The sequence below is a fragment of the Streptomyces sp. yr375 genome (assembly GCF_900110755.1).
GTDB lineage: Bacteria > Actinomycetota > Actinomycetes > Streptomycetales > Streptomycetaceae > Streptomyces.
Map to the genome: position 1 here is coordinate 1 of NZ_FOFF01000071.1, position 18,879 is coordinate 18,879.

The 18,879-nt window shown below is 72.0% G+C and carries 14 protein-coding genes and 1 pseudogene; 7 read left to right on the plus strand and 8 right to left on the minus strand.

All coding sequences use genetic code 11. From position 1 onward, the window contains the following. The 3 genes and pseudogenes from BMZ82_RS40460 to BMZ82_RS37175 form a co-directional block, all read right to left on the minus strand. On the minus strand, positions 1-442 hold a 442-nt coding region (locus tag BMZ82_RS40460; RefSeq protein ID WP_143098989.1), incomplete at its 3' end, for a hypothetical protein. 319 nt (positions 443-761) lie between these two features. Further along, positions 762-1,079, minus strand: a pseudogene (locus BMZ82_RS37170) (enoyl-CoA hydratase-related protein); the annotation flags it as partial. A 23-nt stretch (positions 1,080-1,102) separates the two neighbouring features. After that, on the minus strand, positions 1,103-1,522 hold the full coding sequence (locus BMZ82_RS37175) for a RidA family protein (protein ID WP_093781820.1): 420 nt from the start codon (positions 1,520-1,522) through the stop codon (positions 1,103-1,105). A 195-nt stretch (positions 1,523-1,717) separates the two neighbouring features. Here BMZ82_RS37175 and BMZ82_RS37180 point away from each other — a divergent pair, with 195 nt between their 5' ends. From BMZ82_RS37180 to BMZ82_RS37200, 5 genes are all read left to right on the plus strand, one after another. After that, positions 1,718-2,203: a cupin domain-containing protein gene (locus tag BMZ82_RS37180; RefSeq protein ID WP_093781821.1), complete on the plus strand. Its 486-nt coding sequence runs from the start codon at positions 1,718-1,720 to the stop codon at positions 2,201-2,203. Between the two features lie 74 nt (positions 2,204-2,277). After that, a complete protein-coding gene (locus BMZ82_RS37185) occupies positions 2,278-3,174 on the plus strand; it encodes an acyl-CoA thioesterase (protein WP_093781834.1) in 897 nt (298 codons plus the stop codon). A 40-nt stretch (positions 3,175-3,214) separates the two neighbouring features. Continuing rightward, positions 3,215-4,897: an AMP-binding protein gene (locus BMZ82_RS37190; protein WP_256252313.1), complete on the plus strand. Its 1,683-nt coding sequence runs from the start codon at positions 3,215-3,217 to the stop codon at positions 4,895-4,897. 46 nt (positions 4,898-4,943) lie between these two features. Beyond that, on the plus strand, positions 4,944-7,325 hold the full coding sequence (locus tag BMZ82_RS37195; protein ID WP_093781822.1) for a bifunctional salicylyl-CoA 5-hydroxylase/oxidoreductase: 2,382 nt from the start codon (positions 4,944-4,946) through the stop codon (positions 7,323-7,325). Positions 7,326-7,549: 224 nt separating this feature from the next. Continuing rightward, entirely contained in the window at positions 7,550-9,247 is a 1,698-nt protein-coding gene (locus BMZ82_RS37200; protein ID WP_093781823.1) for a hypothetical protein, read from the plus strand. 8 nt (positions 9,248-9,255) lie between these two features. Here BMZ82_RS37200 and BMZ82_RS37205 read toward each other — a convergent pair whose 3' ends face one another. After that, positions 9,256-11,778 carry an NB-ARC domain-containing protein gene (locus tag BMZ82_RS37205; RefSeq protein WP_256252315.1) on the minus strand — a complete coding sequence of 841 codons (2,523 nt, stop codon included), beginning with the start codon at positions 11,776-11,778 and terminating at the stop codon, positions 9,256-9,258. Between the two features lie 414 nt (positions 11,779-12,192). On the opposite strand from BMZ82_RS37205, the gene BMZ82_RS42410 reads away from it, so the two are divergent. Then, positions 12,193-14,115, plus strand: coding sequence for a C40 family peptidase (locus BMZ82_RS42410; RefSeq protein WP_256252316.1), 1,923 nt, complete (start codon positions 12,193-12,195; stop codon positions 14,113-14,115). Between the two features lie 32 nt (positions 14,116-14,147). On the opposite strand, the gene BMZ82_RS41105 is transcribed toward BMZ82_RS42410, so the two are convergent. Further along, positions 14,148-14,321 (minus strand): hypothetical protein, encoded by a 174-nt coding sequence (locus BMZ82_RS41105; RefSeq protein ID WP_177244856.1) that lies wholly within the window; start codon positions 14,319-14,321, stop codon positions 14,148-14,150. A 131-nt stretch (positions 14,322-14,452) separates the two neighbouring features. On the opposite strand from BMZ82_RS41105, the gene BMZ82_RS37215 reads away from it, so the two are divergent. Then, entirely contained in the window at positions 14,453-15,103 is a 651-nt protein-coding gene (locus BMZ82_RS37215) for a class I SAM-dependent methyltransferase (protein WP_093781825.1), read from the plus strand. 7 nt (positions 15,104-15,110) lie between these two features. On the opposite strand, the gene BMZ82_RS37220 is transcribed toward BMZ82_RS37215, so the two are convergent. The 3 genes from BMZ82_RS37220 to BMZ82_RS37230 are packed head-to-tail and all read right to left on the minus strand — an operon-like array spanning position 15,111 to position 18,850. After that, positions 15,111-15,683, minus strand: a complete 573-nt coding sequence (locus BMZ82_RS37220; protein ID WP_093781826.1) for a phosphatase PAP2 family protein — start codon at positions 15,681-15,683, stop codon at positions 15,111-15,113. Continuing rightward, on the minus strand, positions 15,676-17,067 hold the full coding sequence (locus BMZ82_RS37225) for a diacylglycerol/lipid kinase family protein (protein WP_093781827.1): 1,392 nt from the start codon (positions 17,065-17,067) through the stop codon (positions 15,676-15,678). The genes BMZ82_RS37220 and BMZ82_RS37225 overlap by 8 nt, the downstream gene beginning before the upstream one ends. Positions 17,068-17,074: 7 nt before the next feature. Beyond that, the gene (locus BMZ82_RS37230) at positions 17,075-18,850 is read right to left on the minus strand and encodes a tetratricopeptide repeat protein (protein ID WP_093781828.1); all 1,776 of its coding nucleotides are present in this window, start codon (positions 18,848-18,850) and stop codon (positions 17,075-17,077) included. Positions 18,851-18,879: the final 29 nt, after the last annotated feature.

Consider the following 18,879-nt stretch of genomic DNA (forward strand, 5'->3'; position numbering starts at 1 on the left):
TCCGTACGAAGTCCACGCCGAGTACGAGAAGTTGCGAATCGCCGCGTGAAATGAACGGCCAGAAGCCTGTCCGGAAAACGCGAGGCTCCTCAGGGGATCCAGTGGTACCGAATAGTTGATGCTCCTTTTGCCAGACTTCAGCGTTGATCACGTGGTGGGCAAGACGTGAAAAACAGGTCACATCCTCGTCCTGTGTCAGGTCGAGTTCCACACCCATCAGAGGATCACGCTGCGGAAGAAAGCGCCGCCGAGGGGATCTCTCATGTCGTTGGACAGCGGCTTCAGAAGCGCCCTGAAAGGCTTGCCTTGCCCGCTCGCCAGTCAATGGTTCATCTGTGTAAAGGTCCAGGTAGACCCGAGCCTCCATAGCTGCGAACTCGACGGCGACCTTTGAGAGGAAAATTTCCATGTCATGTGGAGTCGACGCCGAGATGTAGCGCATGGCTCAGCTCCTCATATCTTGGGCGTGCCCCTGCTGTTGATGGAATGACAGGGAAGGTCTCATCACGGACTGGTTCCGGGTCGGCCCAGGTCGCCGGGCAGACCTTCCTCGGGTGGCAAGGCCCCAGCACCAACCGACCGTCGCTAGCTCCATCGAGCCTATTGTCACGCCCTCCGACCTGGGCCAACGTCTCAACTCACGACACCCCTCTCCTCATGACCTCGCCGAGGCGACGGTCGGCAGCCGGTAGAACGCTCTGGCGTCCACGGCCCGGGGATCGAAGTCGATACGCATGCCGGTCAGTATCCCGCGAACCTTTCTACTGACCGGCGAACCGTGGCTCGCGTTTGTTCAGGAAGGCGGTCATGCCCTCCTTCTGGTCCTGTGTGGCGAACAGGGCGTGAAAGACGCGGCGTTCGAAGCGGACGCCGTCGTTGAAGCCGGTTTCCAGGGAGCGGTCGACGCATTCGTGGGCCGCGGTGACCGTGGCCCGGCCGTAGGAGGCGATGACGGTGGCCACCTGGGCGGCTTCCGTCGTGACCTGGCCGTCGGGGACGACTCGTCAGACGAGGCCCGACCGTTCGGCCTCGTAGGCGTTCATCATGCGGCCGGTAAGGATCATGTCCATCGCCTTGGCTCCCCTTCCCGCCCCTGCCGCCCCTACGACCGCGGGACCACCAACCGCTCCTCCGGGATCACCGCCACGCCGAGGATTTCGATCATGGCTTCGGGCTGCCAGAGCGCGGTGCAGCCGATGCCGGCCATGGCCGGGTAGACGGGGCCGGCGAGTTCGCGCCAGGCCTTGCCGATCTCCTTGCCGTGGGCCTGATAGTCGGGGATGTCGGTGAGGTAGATCGTGATGCTGACCAGGTCCTCGGGCTCGCCGCCGGCCTCGCGGAGTGTGGCGAGCACGTTGCCGAACGCCTGCCGGAACTGCTCGACGATGCCACCCGGGGCGATCTTCATGTCGGCGTCGAGTGCGGTCTGTCCGCCCAGGTGGAGGGTGTTTCCGGCGAGCGTGCCGTGCGAGTAGCCGCTGGGCTTCGGCAGCGTGCTCGGGTTCACGGGGACGGTGGTCATACGGCCTCCGGCTCGTTGCGGTCTCGCCAGTCCCTCGATCGGGCCAGCCGTATTGACTTTAATTTACGGCCGTGAAAAATACGAGACATAGGATCCTGGCGCCTCCGCCTCCCCGATCGAGTCCTCACCGACCGAGTCCTCACCGACCGAGTCCTCACCGATCGAGTCCCTCGCCGACCGAACGGAGCCGAACCCATGGAGCCCGACCTCAGCAGGTACCGCCTGGAGGGCGACAACTCGATGTACCGCCTGCCCAGCGGCATCGTCGCCCCGGTCGTCACGCGCGGCGGTCTGGAGAGCGCGAACACCGCCGACTCGGGCGGCGCCGTCCGCGTCTCGGGCGTGAGCATCCAGCACACCCCGGCCACCCGTCTGTGGTTCGGCAAGGTCAGCAACGAACCCGGCTACCGCTCGGTGACCCACCACCACGGCGAGGCGGAGACCGGCGGCTACGTCCTGTCCGGCCGGGCCCGCATCTACTTCGGCGAGAAGTTCGAGGACTACGTCGACATGGCGGAGGGCGACTGGGTCTTCGTGCCGCCGTTCATGCCGCACGTGGAGTGCAACCTCTCCCGGACCAAGCCGCTGACCTGGATGACCACCCGGACGCCGGAGAACATCGTCGTCAACCTGCCCGACGTCACCGACGCGGACCTGCGCGACTGGCTGGACCGCCGGTGACCGGGACGCCCACGGCCGGAAAGCCGACGACCGGGAAGCCGACGATCGGGAGCCCCACGACCTCCGCGGCCCCCGTGTCACCCGCGACCTCCGCCGTCTTCACCGCTGCCGTCACCCTCAAGCCCGCCCGGCCCGAGTACTTCGACCTCGCCTTCACCGCCGTCACCCAGCCCTGCCCCTGGCCCAAGGCCTACGGCGGCGATCTGGTCGCCCAGGCCGCCGCTGCGGCCATGCGGTCGGTGACCGACGGCAAGTCGATGCACTCGATGCACAGTTACTTCCTGCGCCCCGCCGACATCGGGGCCGAGGTCCGCTACGAGGTGGAGGTGCTGCGCGACGGCCGCGGCTACAGCACCCGGCAGGTGCGCGGCTACCAGAACGGCAAGCCGCTGTACGTCTGCCTCGCCAACTTCGCGGCGGGCGAGGCCGGTTCGAGCTTCCAGCCCGCGTTCACCGAGGAGGTGCCCGGACCGGAGGGGCTGCCCGGTGCGGCGGAGTACCTCGCGGAACGCGGCGGCGGCACGATGACCGACCAGAGCAGGGCCTACTGGTCCGGCGGGCGCGGCTTCGACATGCGGCACGTGCCCGGCCCGGTCTACCTCACCGTCGAGGGTGAGCGCCTTACGCATCAGGCGGTCTGGCTCAGGCCGTTCGATCCGCTGCGCCCGGTCGAGGGGCTGACCGACGCCCAACGGGACCTGGCCGCCCTGGCGTACGTCTGCGACTACACGATCCTCGAACCCGTCCTGCGGGTCCTCGACCTGGCCTGGGCGAGGCCCGGGCTGGTCACCGCGAGCCTCGACCACGCCATGTGGTTCCACCGTCCGGGGCCGGTGGGCGACTGGCTCCTCTACGTGCAGGAGGCCGTCGCCGCCGACGCGGGGCGCGGCCTGGGCTCGGGCCGCTTCTTCACGCGCGATCACCGTCACCTGGCCACCGTCGTCCAGGAGGGCATGATCCGCACCACCTGATCCGCCGCTCTTCCCGGCGGCTCCCGGAAGGACACTTCCGTTGACTCTTCCGCTGTTCCTCTCGCCCTCGGCGCACACCGACACCTTCACGCGCGACCACCTGCCGCCCGCGCACCTGTGGCCGACGATCGAGTTCACCACGCCGGAACTGCGCTACCCGGACCGGCTCAACGCGGCGACCGAGCTGATCGACACCCCCGTCGCCCTGTACGGCCCCGACCGCCCCGCCCTGCGCACGCCGTCCGGCGAGATGTGGACGTACGGCGAACTGCGCACCCGCGCCCACCAGATCGCCCAGGTGCTCACCGAGGATCTGGGCCTGGTGCCCGGCGGACGCGTGCTGCTGCGCGCCCCCAACAACCCCTGGGCCGTGGCTAGTTGGCTCGGGGTCCTGAAGGCCGGCGGTGTCGTGGTGACCACCATGGCCGCCCTGCGCGCCCGCGAGCTCACCCCGATCGCCGAACGCACGCGGCCGTCCGTCGCCCTCGTCGACCACCGGTTCACCGACGACGTCCGCACCGTCCGCGACACCGTGCTGCCCGCGCTGACGGTCGTCGAGTACGGCGGCACCGGCCCGGCGGATCTCGTGGCCCGGGCCGCCGCCAAGTCCGGCGAGTTCACCGGCGTGGACACGGCCGCCGACGACGTGGCGCTCCTCGGGCCCACCTCAGGAAGCACCGGCGTCCCGAAGATCACCATGCACTTCCACCGGGACATCCTGTCCATCGACAACACCTTCGGCCGCCACGCCCTGGGCCTGGTCGCGGGCGACCTGGTCGCCTGCACCGCGCCCCTGGCCTTCACGTTCGGCCTCGGCATGCTGGTCGTCTTCCCGCTGCGGGCCGGCGCCTGCGCCCTGCTGACCGAGTCCGCCACGCCCCCGCAGCTCGCGAGGCTCGTCGAGCGGCACGGTGTCACGGTCCTGGCGACCGCGCCCACCGCGTACCGGGCGATCCTGCGCGCCGGCGAGGAACAGCGGTTGGCCGGGCTGCGGGTCGGCGTCTCGGCGGGCGAGCACATCCCGCGCGCCACCTGGGAGGAGGTGCACGAGCGCATCGGCCTGCGGGTCGTCGACGGCATCGGCGCCACCGAGTTGCTGCACATCTTCATCTCCGCCGCCGGCGACGCCATCCGGCCCGGCGCCACGGGACAGCCGGTCCACGGCTACCGCGCCGCCGTCCTCGACCCCGACGGCGCGGAACTGGGCCCCGGCGAGCCGGGCAGACTCGGCGTCATCGGCCCGGTCGGCTGCCGCTACCTCGACGACGAACGTCAGCGCGACTACGTCCTCGCGGGCTGGAACGTCACCGGTGACATCTTCCACCGGGACGAGGACGGCTACTTCCACTACCACGCCCGCAGCGACGGCATGATCGTCTCCGCCGGGTACAACATCGGCGGCCCCGAGGTCGAGGCCGCCATCGACACCCACCCGGACGTCGCCGAGTCCGCCGTCGTCGCCCGCCCCGACCCCGAGCGCGGCTCGATCGTGTGCGCGTTCGTCGTCCTGCGCGACGGGGTGGCGGGGGACGCGGCCAAGGCGAAGGAGATCCAGGACCACGTCAAGCAGGTCCTGGCGCCCTACAAGTACCCGCGCGAGGTGCGCTTCCACACCGCCCTGCCGCGCAACACCAGCGGCAAGTTACAACGGTTCGCGCTCCGCAGGATCATCGAGGCCGAGCAAGCCATCGAGGCCGAACAGGCCGCCGAGCAGCAGCGGTAGCGGTAGCGGTAGAGGTCGCGGTAGCAGCGAAGTGAGAGGAACTTCCTTGAAGATCGCCATCATCGGCGGTGGTCCCGGCGGGCTGTACTTCGCGGCCCTGATGAAGCAGCTCGACCCCGCCCACGAGATCACCGTGTGGGAACGCAACGCCCCCGACGACACGTTCGGCTTCGGTGTCGTCTTCTCCGACGAGACCCTCGGCGGCATCGAGAACGCCGACACCGCCATCGCCGAGGCCATGGCCCGCCGCTTCGCCCGCTGGACCGACATCGACATCCACCACCGGGGCGAGAGCCACACCGTCGGCGGCCAGGGCTTCGCCGCCATGAGCCGCAAGGACCTGCTCCGCCTCCTCCAGCGGCGCTGCCGCGACCTCGGCGTCACCCTGCACTTCTCGGCCGTCGCCCCGGACACCGGAGGGCTGCGTGCGTCGCACGACCTGGTGGTGGCCGCCGACGGCCTCAACTCCCAGGTGCGGGCGGCCCATTCGGACGTCTTCCGGCCGTCCCTGGACCGCCGGCACAGCAAGTACATGTGGCTCGGCACGGACCGGGTCTTCGAAGCCTTCCAGTTCTTCGTCAGGCAGACGGAGTGGGGGGTCGTGCAGGTGCACGGCTACCCGTACTCCGCGTCCGGCTCGACGTTCATCGTCGAGATGCACGAGGACGTCTGGCGGCGGGCCGGCTTCGGCGCCACCGAGGGGACCGACTTCGCGCCGGGCGTCTCCGACGAGCAGGCCGTCGCGCGGATCCGCGAACTCTTCGCCGACGAACTCGCCGGCCACCAGGTGTTCGCCAACAACTCCAAGTGGCTGAACTTCACGACCGTGCGCAACGAGCGCTGGCACGACGGCAACCTCGTCCTCATCGGGGACGCCGCCCACACCGCGCACTTCTCCATCGGCTCGGGCACCAAACTGGCGATGGAGGACGCCCTCGTGCTCGCCGCCTGCCTGCACGAACACCCAAACGCCGAGCGGGCGTTGACCGTCTACGAGACCGAGCGGCGCCCCGTCGTGGAGTCCACGCAGCGGGCGGCGCAGGCCTCGCTGGAGTGGTTCGAGAACATCGGCATGTACGTCCACCAGGAGCCGACCCAGTTCTGCTTCAACCTGCTGACCCGCTCGCGCCGCATCACCTACGACAACCTGCGCACCCGCGACGCCGAGTTCGCCGACCGCGTCGACACGGCGTTCGCCGCGTCCCAGGGCCTCGACGAGGTCGCCCCGGCGATGTTCCAGCCCTACCGGCTCGGCCGACTGGAGCTGCGGAACCGGGTGATCGTCTCCCCGATGGACATGTACTCGGCGGTCGACGGCGTGCCCGGCGACTTCCACCTCGTCCACCTCGGCTCGAAGGCCATGGGCGGCGCCGGGCTGGTGATGACCGAGATGGTCTGCGTCTCGCCCGAGGGCCGCATCACCCCCGGCTGCACGGGCCTGTGGAGCGACGAGCAGCGCGACTCCTGGCGGCGGATCGTCTCCTACGTCCACGAGCGGAGCACCGCCCGCATCGGTCTCCAGCTCGGCCACGCGGGCCGCAAGGGCTCGACCCGGCTGATGTGGGAGGGCATGGACGACCCGCTCCCGGACGGCAACTGGGAGATCACCGGCCCCTCCCCGCTGCCGTACGGCCCCGCTTCCGCGGTTCCCCGCGAGGTGACCCGCGCCGATCTGGACCGGATCACCGCGGACTTCGTCGGCGCCGCCCGCCGGGGCGCCGAGGCCGGCTTCGATCTGCTCGAACTCCACTGCGCACACGGCTACTTGCTGTCTTCCTTCCTCTCCCCGGTCGCCAACCGCCGCACCGACGAGTACGGCGGCTCACTGGACAACCGGCTCCGCTTCCCGCTGGAGGTCTTCGACGCCGTACGGGCCGCCTGGCCGGACGGGCGCCCGATGATCGTGCGCATCTCGGCCACCGACTGGGTGCCGGACGGCAACACCGAGCACGACGCGGTGGAGATCGCCCGCGCGTTCATCGCGCACGGCGCGGACGCCATCGACGTCTCGTCGGGCCAGGTCACCCACGACGAACGCCCCGCCTACGGCCGCTCGTACCAGACGCCGTTCGCGGACCGGATCCGCCACGAGGTCGCCGCCGCCACCGGCACCGCGGTCATCGCGGTGGGCGCGATCGCCTCGTACGACGACGTCAACTCCCTGCTGCTGGCGGGCCGCGCCGACCTGTGCGCCGTAGGACGCACGCACCTGCACGACCCGCACTGGACGCTCCACGCGGCGGCCGAGCAGGAGTACCGGGGGCCGGGCGCCGAGTGGCCGGTCCAGTTCCGGGCGGGCAGCCGCAAGCCCCCGACCTCCCGCACCGACGCCGTACGCCCCCGCCTCGCCCTGCTGCGGGCAGCCGACTCGGGCCGGACCGCCCACCTGCGCTGGCTCCCGCCCCGCGCACCGGCGGCGGTGTCCTGACGCGGGGGCGGCGGTCGGCGGGATTCGTTACCGTGTACGAGATCACGCACCCTGCCGCCGGCCACGAAACCGCCCAAGAGATTGCTAACCGGATTGAAATGCGATAAAAGCACCGTCGCCGCGAGCCGCGAGCCGCGAGCCGCGAGCCGCGAGCCGCCCGGTGACCGGCTCGGGGTGCGGGTTTGCTAGAGGCGGGCGCCTTGTTCGGTAGCCGGCCGCTGCGTGTGCCCGTGGGGCATGACGCCCACCGTTGGAGCACCTTCCACGGCGAACGCACTCTCGTCGTCGCCGCCCGTACGGTCACCTCCACCGTGCGCGTCCTCGAGACGCTGCCCTCGCTGCTGCGCGACGACAGCCGCGTGACCGTCGTCTTCGCGTACGACCCCACCTCCGCCTTCAACGACGGCGTCTGCGAACTCCTCCAGGCAGCCGGGTGCCGGGTCATGCCCTGGGAGCAGTTGGGGCACCTCTCCCCCGCCCCCGATCTCATCGTCTCCGCCAGCGAGAACGTCGACGTACCGGAAGGCGACTGCCCGGTGCTGGTGCTGCCGCACGGCATCGGCTTCCAGAAGTACGTGCCGGATTCCCGGAGTTCACGCGAGCGGCTCTCCGGCGTCGTACCGGACTCGCTGCTGGAGAGCGGGCGGGCCTGGCTGGCGGTGTCGCATCCGGCGCAGGAAGAGCAGTTGCTGGCCACCCACCCGAAGGCGGCCGGGCACACGCTGCTGGTCGGCGACCCCTGCTTCGACGAACTGGTCGCCAGTCGGCCGCGCCGGGCGGCGTATCGCGAGGCGCTGGGCGTCGCGGAGCGTCAGCGTCTGGTGGTGGTCAGTTCCACCTGGGGTCCCACCTCGCTCCTGGGACGCCACCCGGACCTCCTCGCGCGGCTGCTCGCGCACCTCCCCTGCGACGAGTACCGGGTCGGCGCGATCATCCACCCCAACGTGTGGTCGGCGCACGGGGCCTGGCAGCTCCGCACCCTGCTGGCCTCGGCCCTGGACGCGGGACTGCTGCTGATGCCGACGGTCCATGCGTGGCGGCCCGCGCTCGTCGCGGCGGACGTCGTCGTCGGCGACCACGGTTCGGTGACGCTGTACGGCGCGGCGGCCGGTACGCCGGTGCTGCTGGCCGCGTTCGGCGGCGACTCGGTGCCCGGGACGGCCGTCCACGACATGGCGGCCGTGGCCCCCCGCCTCGACCTTCGCGGGGATCTGCGCCAGCAGGTGGCGGACGTCGCGCGCGAGCACACGCCCGAGCGGTACGCCGCCGTCGCCGCGCTCGCCTTCGACGAGCCCGGACACGCGCTCGCCCGGCTCCGTACCGCTCTCTACCGCCTGCTGAAGCTCCCGGAACCGTCCTCCCCGCCCCCGGCCGCTCTGGTGCTGCCGGTGCCGGATCCGCCCGCCTCGCCGGTCACCGCGTGGCAGGTGACCACGGACATCACCGAGGCCGACGAGGACGGTGCGGAGTTCAGCGTCGCCGTGCGGCGCGCTCCGGCGGTCGTCGCCGCGCACGACGACGACCGCCCGGATTCCGACGTCTCCTTCACCCATCTGGCCTGCGCGGACGACGAGCGCGACCACCGGGTGACCGAAAGCGCCTCCGTACTCGTACGGCGCCACCCCGCAGCCACCTCGGTCGGGGCTCTGCGATGGATCGAGGACACCCTCGCCCGGCTGCCCGGCTGCCTTCTCGCGGCGGCGGCCGTGCGTGGGGGCTGCTGTCTGGTCGGGCTCAGGGACGGCCGGATCGTGGAGGCGGCGGCCACCGGACCGGCGCTGGATCCAGGTCTTCCGGCGGCGGTCGTCTACGCGTGCCTGCGCGCGGGTCGCCCGCCGCACGACACCCGGGCGACGCTGCGGATCGGCGACACCCGGGACGAGGACGTCGTCCTACGCCTTCGTCCTCGTCCTACTGGCTGACTGACTGATTACCCCAGGTCTGCCAACCGCCGCCGCAGACTCTCCGCCAGGCCGCTGCCGGCTGCCTCGTGGATCTCGACGGCGCGGCTCAGGCACTCGCGGACCAGGTCCAGGTGCTCGCCGTCACCCGTCCGCTCCGCGATGTCGGCGAGCTGCACCAGGGCCTGCGCCTCGTAGTGCGTGGCCGCCTCCTCACGCAGCACCCGGGCCGCCTCGCGCAGCTCGCGCATCGCTTCGTCGGTCTCGCCGAGATGGCCGCGTACGACGCCGATGGCGGCGCTCGCCCGGGCCGCCATCCGCCGGTCGGGCTCCGCGCTGGTCTCCAGGTCCCGCCGCGCCCGGTCCAGCGTGACCAGGGCCTGGGCGTGATCGCCTCGGGCGTCCTGCGCGCAGCCGAGGAAGTAGGCGGCGATGGCCGCGCCCCGGGCTTCCCCGGCGCGCTCGTTGAGTTCGAGGGAGAGCTGATACGCCTCGACGGCGCGGGACGGCTCGAAGAGGTCACGGTAGCGGCCGAGGAATTCCCGTACGGAGGCCCGTAGTACGAGGTGGCCGGACGCCTCGGACAGGGCGACGGCCGTGGCCAGTTCCGCGCCCGCGCGGTCGTTCTCGCCGAGGTCGAGCAAGGGGCGCGACAGCAGGCTGCGCAGCCGTGCCTCGGCTGCCGTGGCCTCCTCGATCTCCCCCGCCGTGGCCGCCGACGCGGCGGCTGCGGAAGCTGCTTCGGCACCCAGCTCCAGCGACTCCTTCCACGCCCCGAGGTGGCGGCGGTACAGGAACAGCACCGTGAACGCCTCGGCCAGTCGCCAGGCCAGGGTGGCCAGGCCCTGCCGGACCGCCGTGCGCAGGATCGCCAGGATGGCGGGCCGCTCGGTGTCGAGCCACTCCAGCGGCGGCGGCCCGTCCGCGCCGGCGAAGGGATCGTCGGCGTCCCGCAGGAGGGCGGACAGGTCGGCGATCCGCAGCCGGTCTTGGCGCAGTGCCCGGTCGGCGAACGCGGTGAGGACGAGATAGTGCGTGCCGACCCGCTCCGTCAGCGCCCTCTGTTCGGTGTCCGGCTCCTCCTGTGCGGCGCGCTCGCGCGCATGCAGCCGGACCAGATCGTGCATGCGGTAGCGGCCGTCGCGCATGGCCTCCACCAGGCTCGCCTTGGCCAGCACACCCAGCAGGCGTTTCGCGCTCCTCGGGTCGGTGTCCGCGGCGACCGCCGCCACACCCGCGTCGAAGACGCCGACCGGCAGCCATCCCAGCAGCCGGTAGAGCCGAGCCGCGTCCGGCGGCAGCAGCCGGTAGGAGGTACCCAGAACAGCGGACACCGAGAACTCCTCGCCTTCCAGTGTCATCCCGGCCAGTCGTCCGGCCTCGTCGTCCAGTTCGGCGGCCAGCGCCGTCATGCTCAGGATGTCGTCGGTGACCAGTCGCGCCGCCACGATCTGCAGGGCCACCGGAAGACCGCCGCACAGCTCCACCAGACGCCGCGCGGCCTCCGGTTCGGCGTCGACGGCTTCCGCACCGCACCGGTCCTTCAGCAGCGTCAGCCCTCCGTGCGCGTCCAGCGGCTCGACGGAGATCAACCGGGCGCCGTCCAGGGCCAGTTCACCCAGCCTGCCCTGGCTCGTGACCAGCACCGCGCTGCCGGGGCCCTTGGGGATCAGCGCGCGCACCTGTGCGGGCTGGTTGACGTCGTCGAGGACGAGGAGGATGCGCAGGTCGGCCGAACGCGAGCGGAACAGGTTGGTCCGCTCGGCGAGTGAACTCGGGATGCCGTCGTCGCTTCCCGACAGCGACCTCAGGCACATGGCGAGGGCCTCGGAGACGTCCGCGCCGGCGGCGGTCACCGGGGCGGAGCGGTCCCGCAGGGCGGCGAAATCCACGTAGAGCTGTCCGTCCGGGAAGAGTCCCCGGGCCGTTGCCGCCCATTGCCAGGCCATCGTCGACTTGCCGACCCCGGGGAGCCCGTCCAGCACCCCGACGTCGACGGATCCGGAGCCGCCCGCTCGCGCGCCGGGTGCGCCGAGTGCCTTGTCCAGGACCGCGAGTTCGGCCGTCCGGTTGCTGAACGGGACTGTCACGGCGGGCACTTGATCCGGCCGGAGCGTCCGTCCCGGCCCGCGCGCGGGCGTCTGCTGGACGTTGAAGGTGATGCCGCCGTGGATGTGCGAGCCCTGGAAGGCCGGGCCGTGGTTGACGCCTCCGCCGACCAGGTTCACGAAGGTGCGTGACGCGTCCGGCGCCAGTTCGGAGAGTAACTGGGCGAGTTCCGCGGCGGCACGAGGGTCCGCCTCGAACATCCCTTCAAGCCGCTGCCGCAGCCGGGCTCGGACTTCCGCCTGGGTCTCCACGTCACCCGCCGCCCGCGCGCTGTCCAACTCCTGGCTCGCCGCCTGCAGTTCTTCCTCGGCGGCCGCACCCGAAGCGCGGCGCCCGAAGAACGGGGCCAGTCCGCTCTTCGCGCGCTCCCACGACTCCGACACCATCAGCCCGACCAGTGTCGTCGCCCCTGACGCGGCAAGAGCGGCCAACTCGGCTTCCACACAGCCCCCTTCACTCATTCCCAGCCCCGCTGGGCGGTCGGGTCAACCGTAGAGAGATCTTGGACACTTGGACAGTCCGGCTCGCCAGGCGTACACGTGAACGCCCGGTCCTAGGATCGACGTATAGAGCGACGTACAGATGGCCATGCAGATCGACATGGAGATCGACATGGAGATCGGCTGGAGCGACGTACGGAGGGAGTGACCGGGGCCGCATCGGCGAGAGACGAAGGTCACGAATACGTATCGGACATTTAACGCTTCAACCTTCACTCCAGTCACACAAGTTGGTTTACTTGGCGTCAGGCCGTACTACTGCTCCTCAGGGCAGGGGGCTTGGGGCACCCGCAACAGGGGTCGCCCGGATTCCGCCAGGCCGACAGGCAGGCGGAGCACGGAAGGAGTACGTCTTCCATGGCGACGGATCGCAGCCCGCGCTCCCCAGGCAGCAGCACCGACGAGCCGAGCCGCGCGGAGATCCGGCAGCGGGTCAGCTCGCTCTACGACCGGGCCGAGACCGACACGGGCACCTACAACGTGACACGTGCCATGTCGAGCCGCACGCGCCGGACAAGCGGCTCCGGATCCGGCTCCGGCTCTGGATCCGGCTCTGGATCCGCCGGCGGCGGCCGGGGGTCGGCCGACCCGTCGCTCGACGCGGTCGCCCGGCAGTGGTTCGACGTCGCGCGCGACCGGCTCGGTCCGACCACTCCCGCCGTACTGCCCGCCGATCGCCAGCCCGCCCGTCCGCCTCGCGCCGCGCGTCCGCCTCGCGCCGCGCGTCCGGCGAGCCCGCCGGAGCGCTCCGGCGACAGCGCCGTGGTGCGCGAGTTGGAGGCGGCCACCCGACGGACGCCGGAGCCGGCCTCGCGCGCCGCCGTCGCCGCGCTGCCCGCCGCGCCCGAGCCGCGCCGGGACGAGCCCAAGGCCCTGCTGCCCGCCGTCCCCGCCCCTGCCGCCTCCCGCGACTCCGCCACCGCATCCTCCTCCGCCGCCGCTCCGACGGACCGGCAGGCCTCGCTCAAGAAGAACAAGGAGCAGATCGGCCGGAAGCTCGTCACGGCCCGGGAGGTGCTGGCCCGCGGCCTCGCGCAGCCCGCGCCGCCCGTGCCAGCGGCGGCTTCCGCGCCCACCGCGGAGTCCCTGCTCACGTCCTCCATCGCCATGCCCGTGGTCCAGGCACGGCCCGCCGTGACGCCGTCGGCCCCGTCGCAGCCGGTCCAGCAGGCACCGGCCCGGCAGGCGCCGATGCAACAGCCGGTTCAGCAGCCCTGGGACACCGCGGAGCAGCAGGCGTTCCGGGCGGAGATCGCGGCCGCGTGGGCGGGAACGCCCTCTGCCGCCGCTACCGGCACGGCATCGACGACCGGCACCGGCAGCTTCCGTACGACCGGTGAATTCGGCTTCGCCACACCGGCGTCGGGCTTCGCGACAGCCGCCGTCCCGTTCTCCGCACCCACACCCACACCCACGCCCGCTCCCACATCCGGATACCTGGGGTCGGAACTCGGCTTCACCACACCGCCGTTCAGCTTCCCGCTGCCCAACCTCGGCCCGACGGCACCCGAGTCCGGCTTCGCGACACCGGGTACCGATCCCCGCATGGCCGTGCCCGGCACGGCCGCACCCGTCACAGGCATGGCCGGCACCGGCATGGACGGATACCAGACGGGCCAATTCAGCTTCCCCACACCCCCGTCCGGCTTCACGGCTGCTCCTACTCCCGCCCCTGCCCCTGCCCCTGCCCCCGTTCCGGGCTATCAGACATCCGAACTCGGTGTCATGGCAGCCGCGTCGGACATCATGACCGCCGGTTCCGGCTACCAGGCCGCTCCCGGCGGCCTCGCGGCCCCGCCGGCCCCGGCCCCGGTCCCGGACCCGCTCACCGATCCCCTGCCCATCCCCACGCCCGCGCCGACCGCGCCCCCGGTCGCCGCCCCCGCCGACCTCACGGTCAGCGCGACCGGGACCGCCTACCTGGGGAAGGCGGACAAGGCCCTCGCCTTCGCCCGGGCCCAGATCGGGCGGCCGTGCGTGTGGGGAGCGACGGGGCCGGAGTCCTACGACTGCTCCAGCCTCACGCAGGCCGCCTGGCGGGCCGCCGGGGTGACCCTGCCGAGGGCCGCCATCGACCAGGCGAAGGACTTCACCCGGATCAGCCTGGCCGACCTCCGCCCCGGCGACCTCGTCTTCTTCTTCGACGACCTCAGCCACACCGGCCTGTGCACCGGCAACGGCATGATGATCCACGCTCCGGGTCCGGGCGCGTACATCCGCGAGGAGGCGATCCTCCCGTTCGGGGAGGGCGCGCTGCGCGGCGCCGTCCGCCCCGCGTAAGGGGCGGGGAGCCGTCGACCGGCCGGAACGCGTCAGTGCATCGTGGTGTTCGCGCGCGCCTGCGCTCTTCTGACGTTGTTGTAGATGCGCAGCAGGTGTTTGGACACGGCGCACGGCGACCTGTCGACGTGGCACTGACGGCACGAGCCGACGTGCGCCTCGTAGGCGTTGCGCGCCTCTTGCAGGGCATCCTCGGGAGAGAGCATGGGGGGTCCTCCGAACGGAACGACGGTTACCGAGGGCCTCCGCTACTCACCAGTAAGGCCCACGCCAGGAGAAAGTGGATCATGTTACTTCCGGTAGCGGAAAATATGATTCCGGTTCTGGGGAGGCAGGCGTGACGGACGAGGACGACGGACGGCGTGCGGCGCGGGTGTTCGACGCTCTGGGAGCCGCCTACGAGAAGGCGTTCGCGCACTCGGATGCGCACCGCCGCTCCCTGGAGTGGCTGCTCGACCGGCTCGCGCCGGGCAGTCGGGTGCTGGACGTCGGCAGCGGCACGGGGCGGCCCACGGCCGAGACCCTCGCGCGGGCCGGGCATGACGTGCTGGGCGTCGACGTCTCCCCCGTGATGGTCGACCTCGCCGCGCGCCAGGTGCCGCAGGCGACGTTCCGCTGCGTCGACGTGCGTGAACTCCCGTTGGAGGAAGGCACGTTGGACGCGGTCTGCGTGTATTTCTCACTGCTCCAGATGGAGCGTGCGCGGCAGAGCGCCCTGCTCGGGCGGCTGGCGCGGGCGCTGCGCCCCGGTGGCAGTCTCGTGCTCGCCACCGTGCCGCTGGACGTGCAGGGGGTCGACGCTGTCTTCATGGGGGAGCCCGTGCGGGTGACCAGTTTCACCGGCGAGGCGCTCGTCGACGTGGTGACCGGCGCCGGGCTGACCGTACTGGCCGAGGAGAACGCGCTGTTCACCCCCGACCATCCCGAGGCCGCGCCCGAGCCGCACGTCTTCCTCTGCTGCGGCAGGGCGCAGAGCCCTGTGAACTAGAGGTCTTTCAGGCCTCGTTGCGGGCGGCGAGGGCCAGGACCAGCGCCGCCGAGCCCGTGCCCAGCAGCGCGCCGGCCACGACGTCGCCCGGGTAGTGCACGCCCGTGTGCACGCGCGAGTAGCCGACCGCGCAGGCCAGCAGGCCCAGCGGGACGGCGGAGACCGGCAGCGCCGGGCCGACGGCGGCGGCGAAGGCGACGGCCGAGGCGGTGTGCCCGGACGGGAACGACGCGGAGTGCGGCATCGGCACGTGCCGGCCCGGGAACGGCGAGTCCTCGGCGCGGTACGGGCGCGGCCGGCGTACGAGCTGCTTGCCGAGCAGGTTGGCGGTCGCCGAGGCGACGCCGATGGCCGCGACACCGAGGGCGGCGGCCCGGCGCGAGCGGCCGCCGCGCAGGGCGAGCGCCGCCGCGATCGCGAAGGACAGTTTGGAGTGGTCGGCCGCCGCCGACAGCCGGCGCAACGCGGTGTCCAGGGTGGGCGTCCGCGTCACCGTGACCGTCTCGTACAGGGCCTGGTCCATGGTGGCGAGGTCACTGACCAGCCCCAGGGCGGGGAGCTTCGGTCGGCGGTCAGACATCGTAGGCCTCCTTGATCGTGCGGGGGTCGGGGCGGCCGAGCGCGAGGCGGACGATGCGCCGCCAGTCGACCGTGGGGGGCGCGTAGGCCGCGCCCGGGCGGTGCCGGGGCACCCGGACCCGCAGCGCGGCGGGCCGGACCGTGCACACGACGGGGGTGGCCAGTTCGAGTGCCTCGCCGTCGACGGCCACCGCGATGCGCTCCCGGTCGGCCTCGACGACGACGCGCCGGGAGGTCACCGAGGTGATGCTGCCCGCGCGCTCGCCGAGCAGGGCGAGTTCGGCGGCCTGGGCCGGGCCGTCCACCCGGACGCCGATCACGCCGAGCAGTCCGGCGTCCAGCCGGGGGCGACGGCCGCCGCCGAGCGGGTCGGCGCGGGCGTAGGCGTTGTTGCTGACCAGCAGGGCCTGCGGCGCGTGGACCTGGATGTCGTCCGTACGGACGTCCAGGGTCGGGCCCGAGTCGCCCTGCAACAGGTCGGGCAGGTGGTCGAGGGCGGTGGCGGCCTTGGCGTCGCGGTAGTCGGGGTTCTGCACTATCTCCGCGTACGCCCCGAAGGAGACGGTGTTCACGAAGGGCCGTCCGCTGACGTCGCCGAGGTCGACGCGGAGTTCGACGCCGTTGGTGAGGGCGTCGAGGCCGCGCACCGGGTCGGCGCGGTCGAGGCCGAGGTCCATGGCGAAGTGGTTGCGGGTGCCGGCCGCGACGACCAGGAACGGCACGCCGTGTTCGGCGGCCACGGCGGCGACCAAAGCCTGGGTGCCGTCGCCGCCCGCGACGCCGAGCAGGTCCGCGCCGTCGGCGACGGCCCGGCGGGCCTCCTGCGCCGGGTCGACGTAGGTGTCGTCGGTGCCGAGCAGGACCACCCGCGCGCCGAGCGCCTCGGCACGCGCGACGAGGCCGTGCTTCTCGACCTTCCCGCCGCCCGAACGCACGTTCATGATCAGGACGGGTCGGCGCGGCGGCGGGGTCCTGCGGCCGTGCGTGCCCTTGGGGCGGCGCACACTGCGCAGGGAGGCGCGGGCCGAGGCCAGGGCCCCCGCCCACAGGGCGACCGCGCCCACCGCCACCGGCCACAGACCGGACAGGGCGTACAGCACCATGACGCCCAGGGGCGCGGCGACCGCCAGCAGGCCGCCGAGCAGGCGGGCTCCGCCCCGGTGCGCCAGCATCCACCACACGCCCGCCCCGGCCAGCGCGAGGAGGGCGAATCCGGTGAGCAGGATCAGCCAGCCGCCGGACGACGCGCCCACCATCACCACCGCGACACAGCCGGCCACCAGGACCAGCGCCAACTGGGCCCAGCCCCGCGCACGGGCGACGGCGTCCTGGTGCGCCGCGCCGAGGTGCGGCAGCGCCCACTTCGATCCACGTGTCTCGTTCATCTCTCGATCAATTGTCCATGGCACAGCACCCGGGCGTGACCACGGACCCGGTGCCGGTACCTGTGCCCGTGTCGGTACCCGTGTCTGTGTCGAGGCGGCAGAAGCAGGAGGCCTGTACGGGTACGTCGGCCAGGGCGGCGGCGAACTTCAACTGGTGGGCCACGATCCGCGCCTCGGCCGTCTTGCCCTGCCGGACCAGGCACTCGTGCAGGCCGTGCAGGGACCAGACGTTGCCGGGGTGCTGGGAGGGGCGGGGCAGTGTGTCGTCGAGTCCGAGGTCGGCGCGGTAGACCGCCTCGGCCTCAGCGATCCGGCCCTGCTCCAGCAGCAGGGCGCCGTAGGCGTGCCGGGTGGGCTGCATCCAGCCCCAGGGCTCGTCGTAGGGGAGGGCGTCGTCGAGTTCGACGGACCGTTCCAGGGCGGCGAAGGCGAGGTCGTGGTGGCCCTTGCGGTACTCCAGTTCGCCGTCGAGCATGGCGGACGCGATGGCGAGGACGTCCCGGCAGGTGTTGTTGAACAGCATGCGGGTCTCCGGCACGCGGTCGACCGCCGCACGGAACAGGGCGCGTTCGGCCTCGGCCCGCTGGACCCGGCCGGTGGCGGAGAGCGCGACGCCCCGGGCGTAGTGGCGCAGCGCGGAGGTCACGCTGTACAGGACCGGGTCGGCGGGCGGCGGTACGTCGAGGACGTCCTGCCAGCGGCCGAAGCGGATCAGCACGTGGAAGCGCATGCCGAGGAACGCCTCCAGCCAGTCGGCCATGGGCGGGCTCTCCACCCTCAGCAGTTCCTCCGGGATGGAGGCCTCCAGGAGTTCCGCCGTCTCCAGGGCGGTCCCGAACCGGCCGAGGAACATCGCTCCGTAGATCTTGAAGTGGTAGTCGTGCGACCGGTACAGCGTGTAGAAGTTCATCGCCCCGGAGCGCGCCCGGTACTTCTCGTCGGCGGCGATCGCGGCCGTGTTGTCGGTGACGACGCGGCGGTAGTCGCCGCACAGCACGTCCAGGTGCGAGGGCATGTGCTGGAGATGCCCGGCGTCGGGCACCAGGCCGCGCAGCCGGTCGGCGACCAGGAGGGCGGCCTCCGGGGTGGGCGACATCTCCATGAGGTGGATGTAGAAGTGCAGGACGCCCGGGTGCCGGGTCGCCGCGTCGTCGGCGAGGGCGCGGTCGAGCACCGCCTTCGCCTCCCGGGTGCGGGCGCCCTCGGCGGGCTCGCCCGTGCGCGGGTCCCACAGTTGCCAGGGGGTGAGGTTCATCAGGGCGTCGGCGTACAGAGCGGCGACGTCGAGGTCGTCGGGGGCCAGTTCGTGGACGGCGCGCATGGCGTCGGCGTAGGGCTCGTTCCATACGGCGCAGTCCTGCGCGGGGCGCGTCTGCGGGTAACGGGCGCGCAGCGCGCCGATCAGGGCGCGTTCGACGGGGGTGGCGCCGGCCGCGGCCTTCTGATGGGCGCGTTCGACGGCGGCGTGGGTGCGGGCGACGGTCCGTTCCAGGTCCTGGTCGTCGAAGAACTCCCACGGTTTGTTGTAGTTGGGGCCGAGCGCGTAGGCGATGCCCCAGTGGGCCATGGCGCAGTCGGGATCGGCGCGGACCGCCGCCTCGAAACAGGCGACGGCCTCCTCGTGATGGAAGCCGTACGACCAGACCAGCCCCCGGTCGAACCACAGTTGCGCCTCGCCGGACGAGGTCGTCACGGACCGGCTGTGGGTACCGAGGTCGTAGTACTCAGCGGACTCAGCGGATGCTGTGTACTGCGTGTGTTCGGCGTGTTCCGTGTGCTTCATGGGTCTCCCGTCGTCGCGCGCGGTTCGAG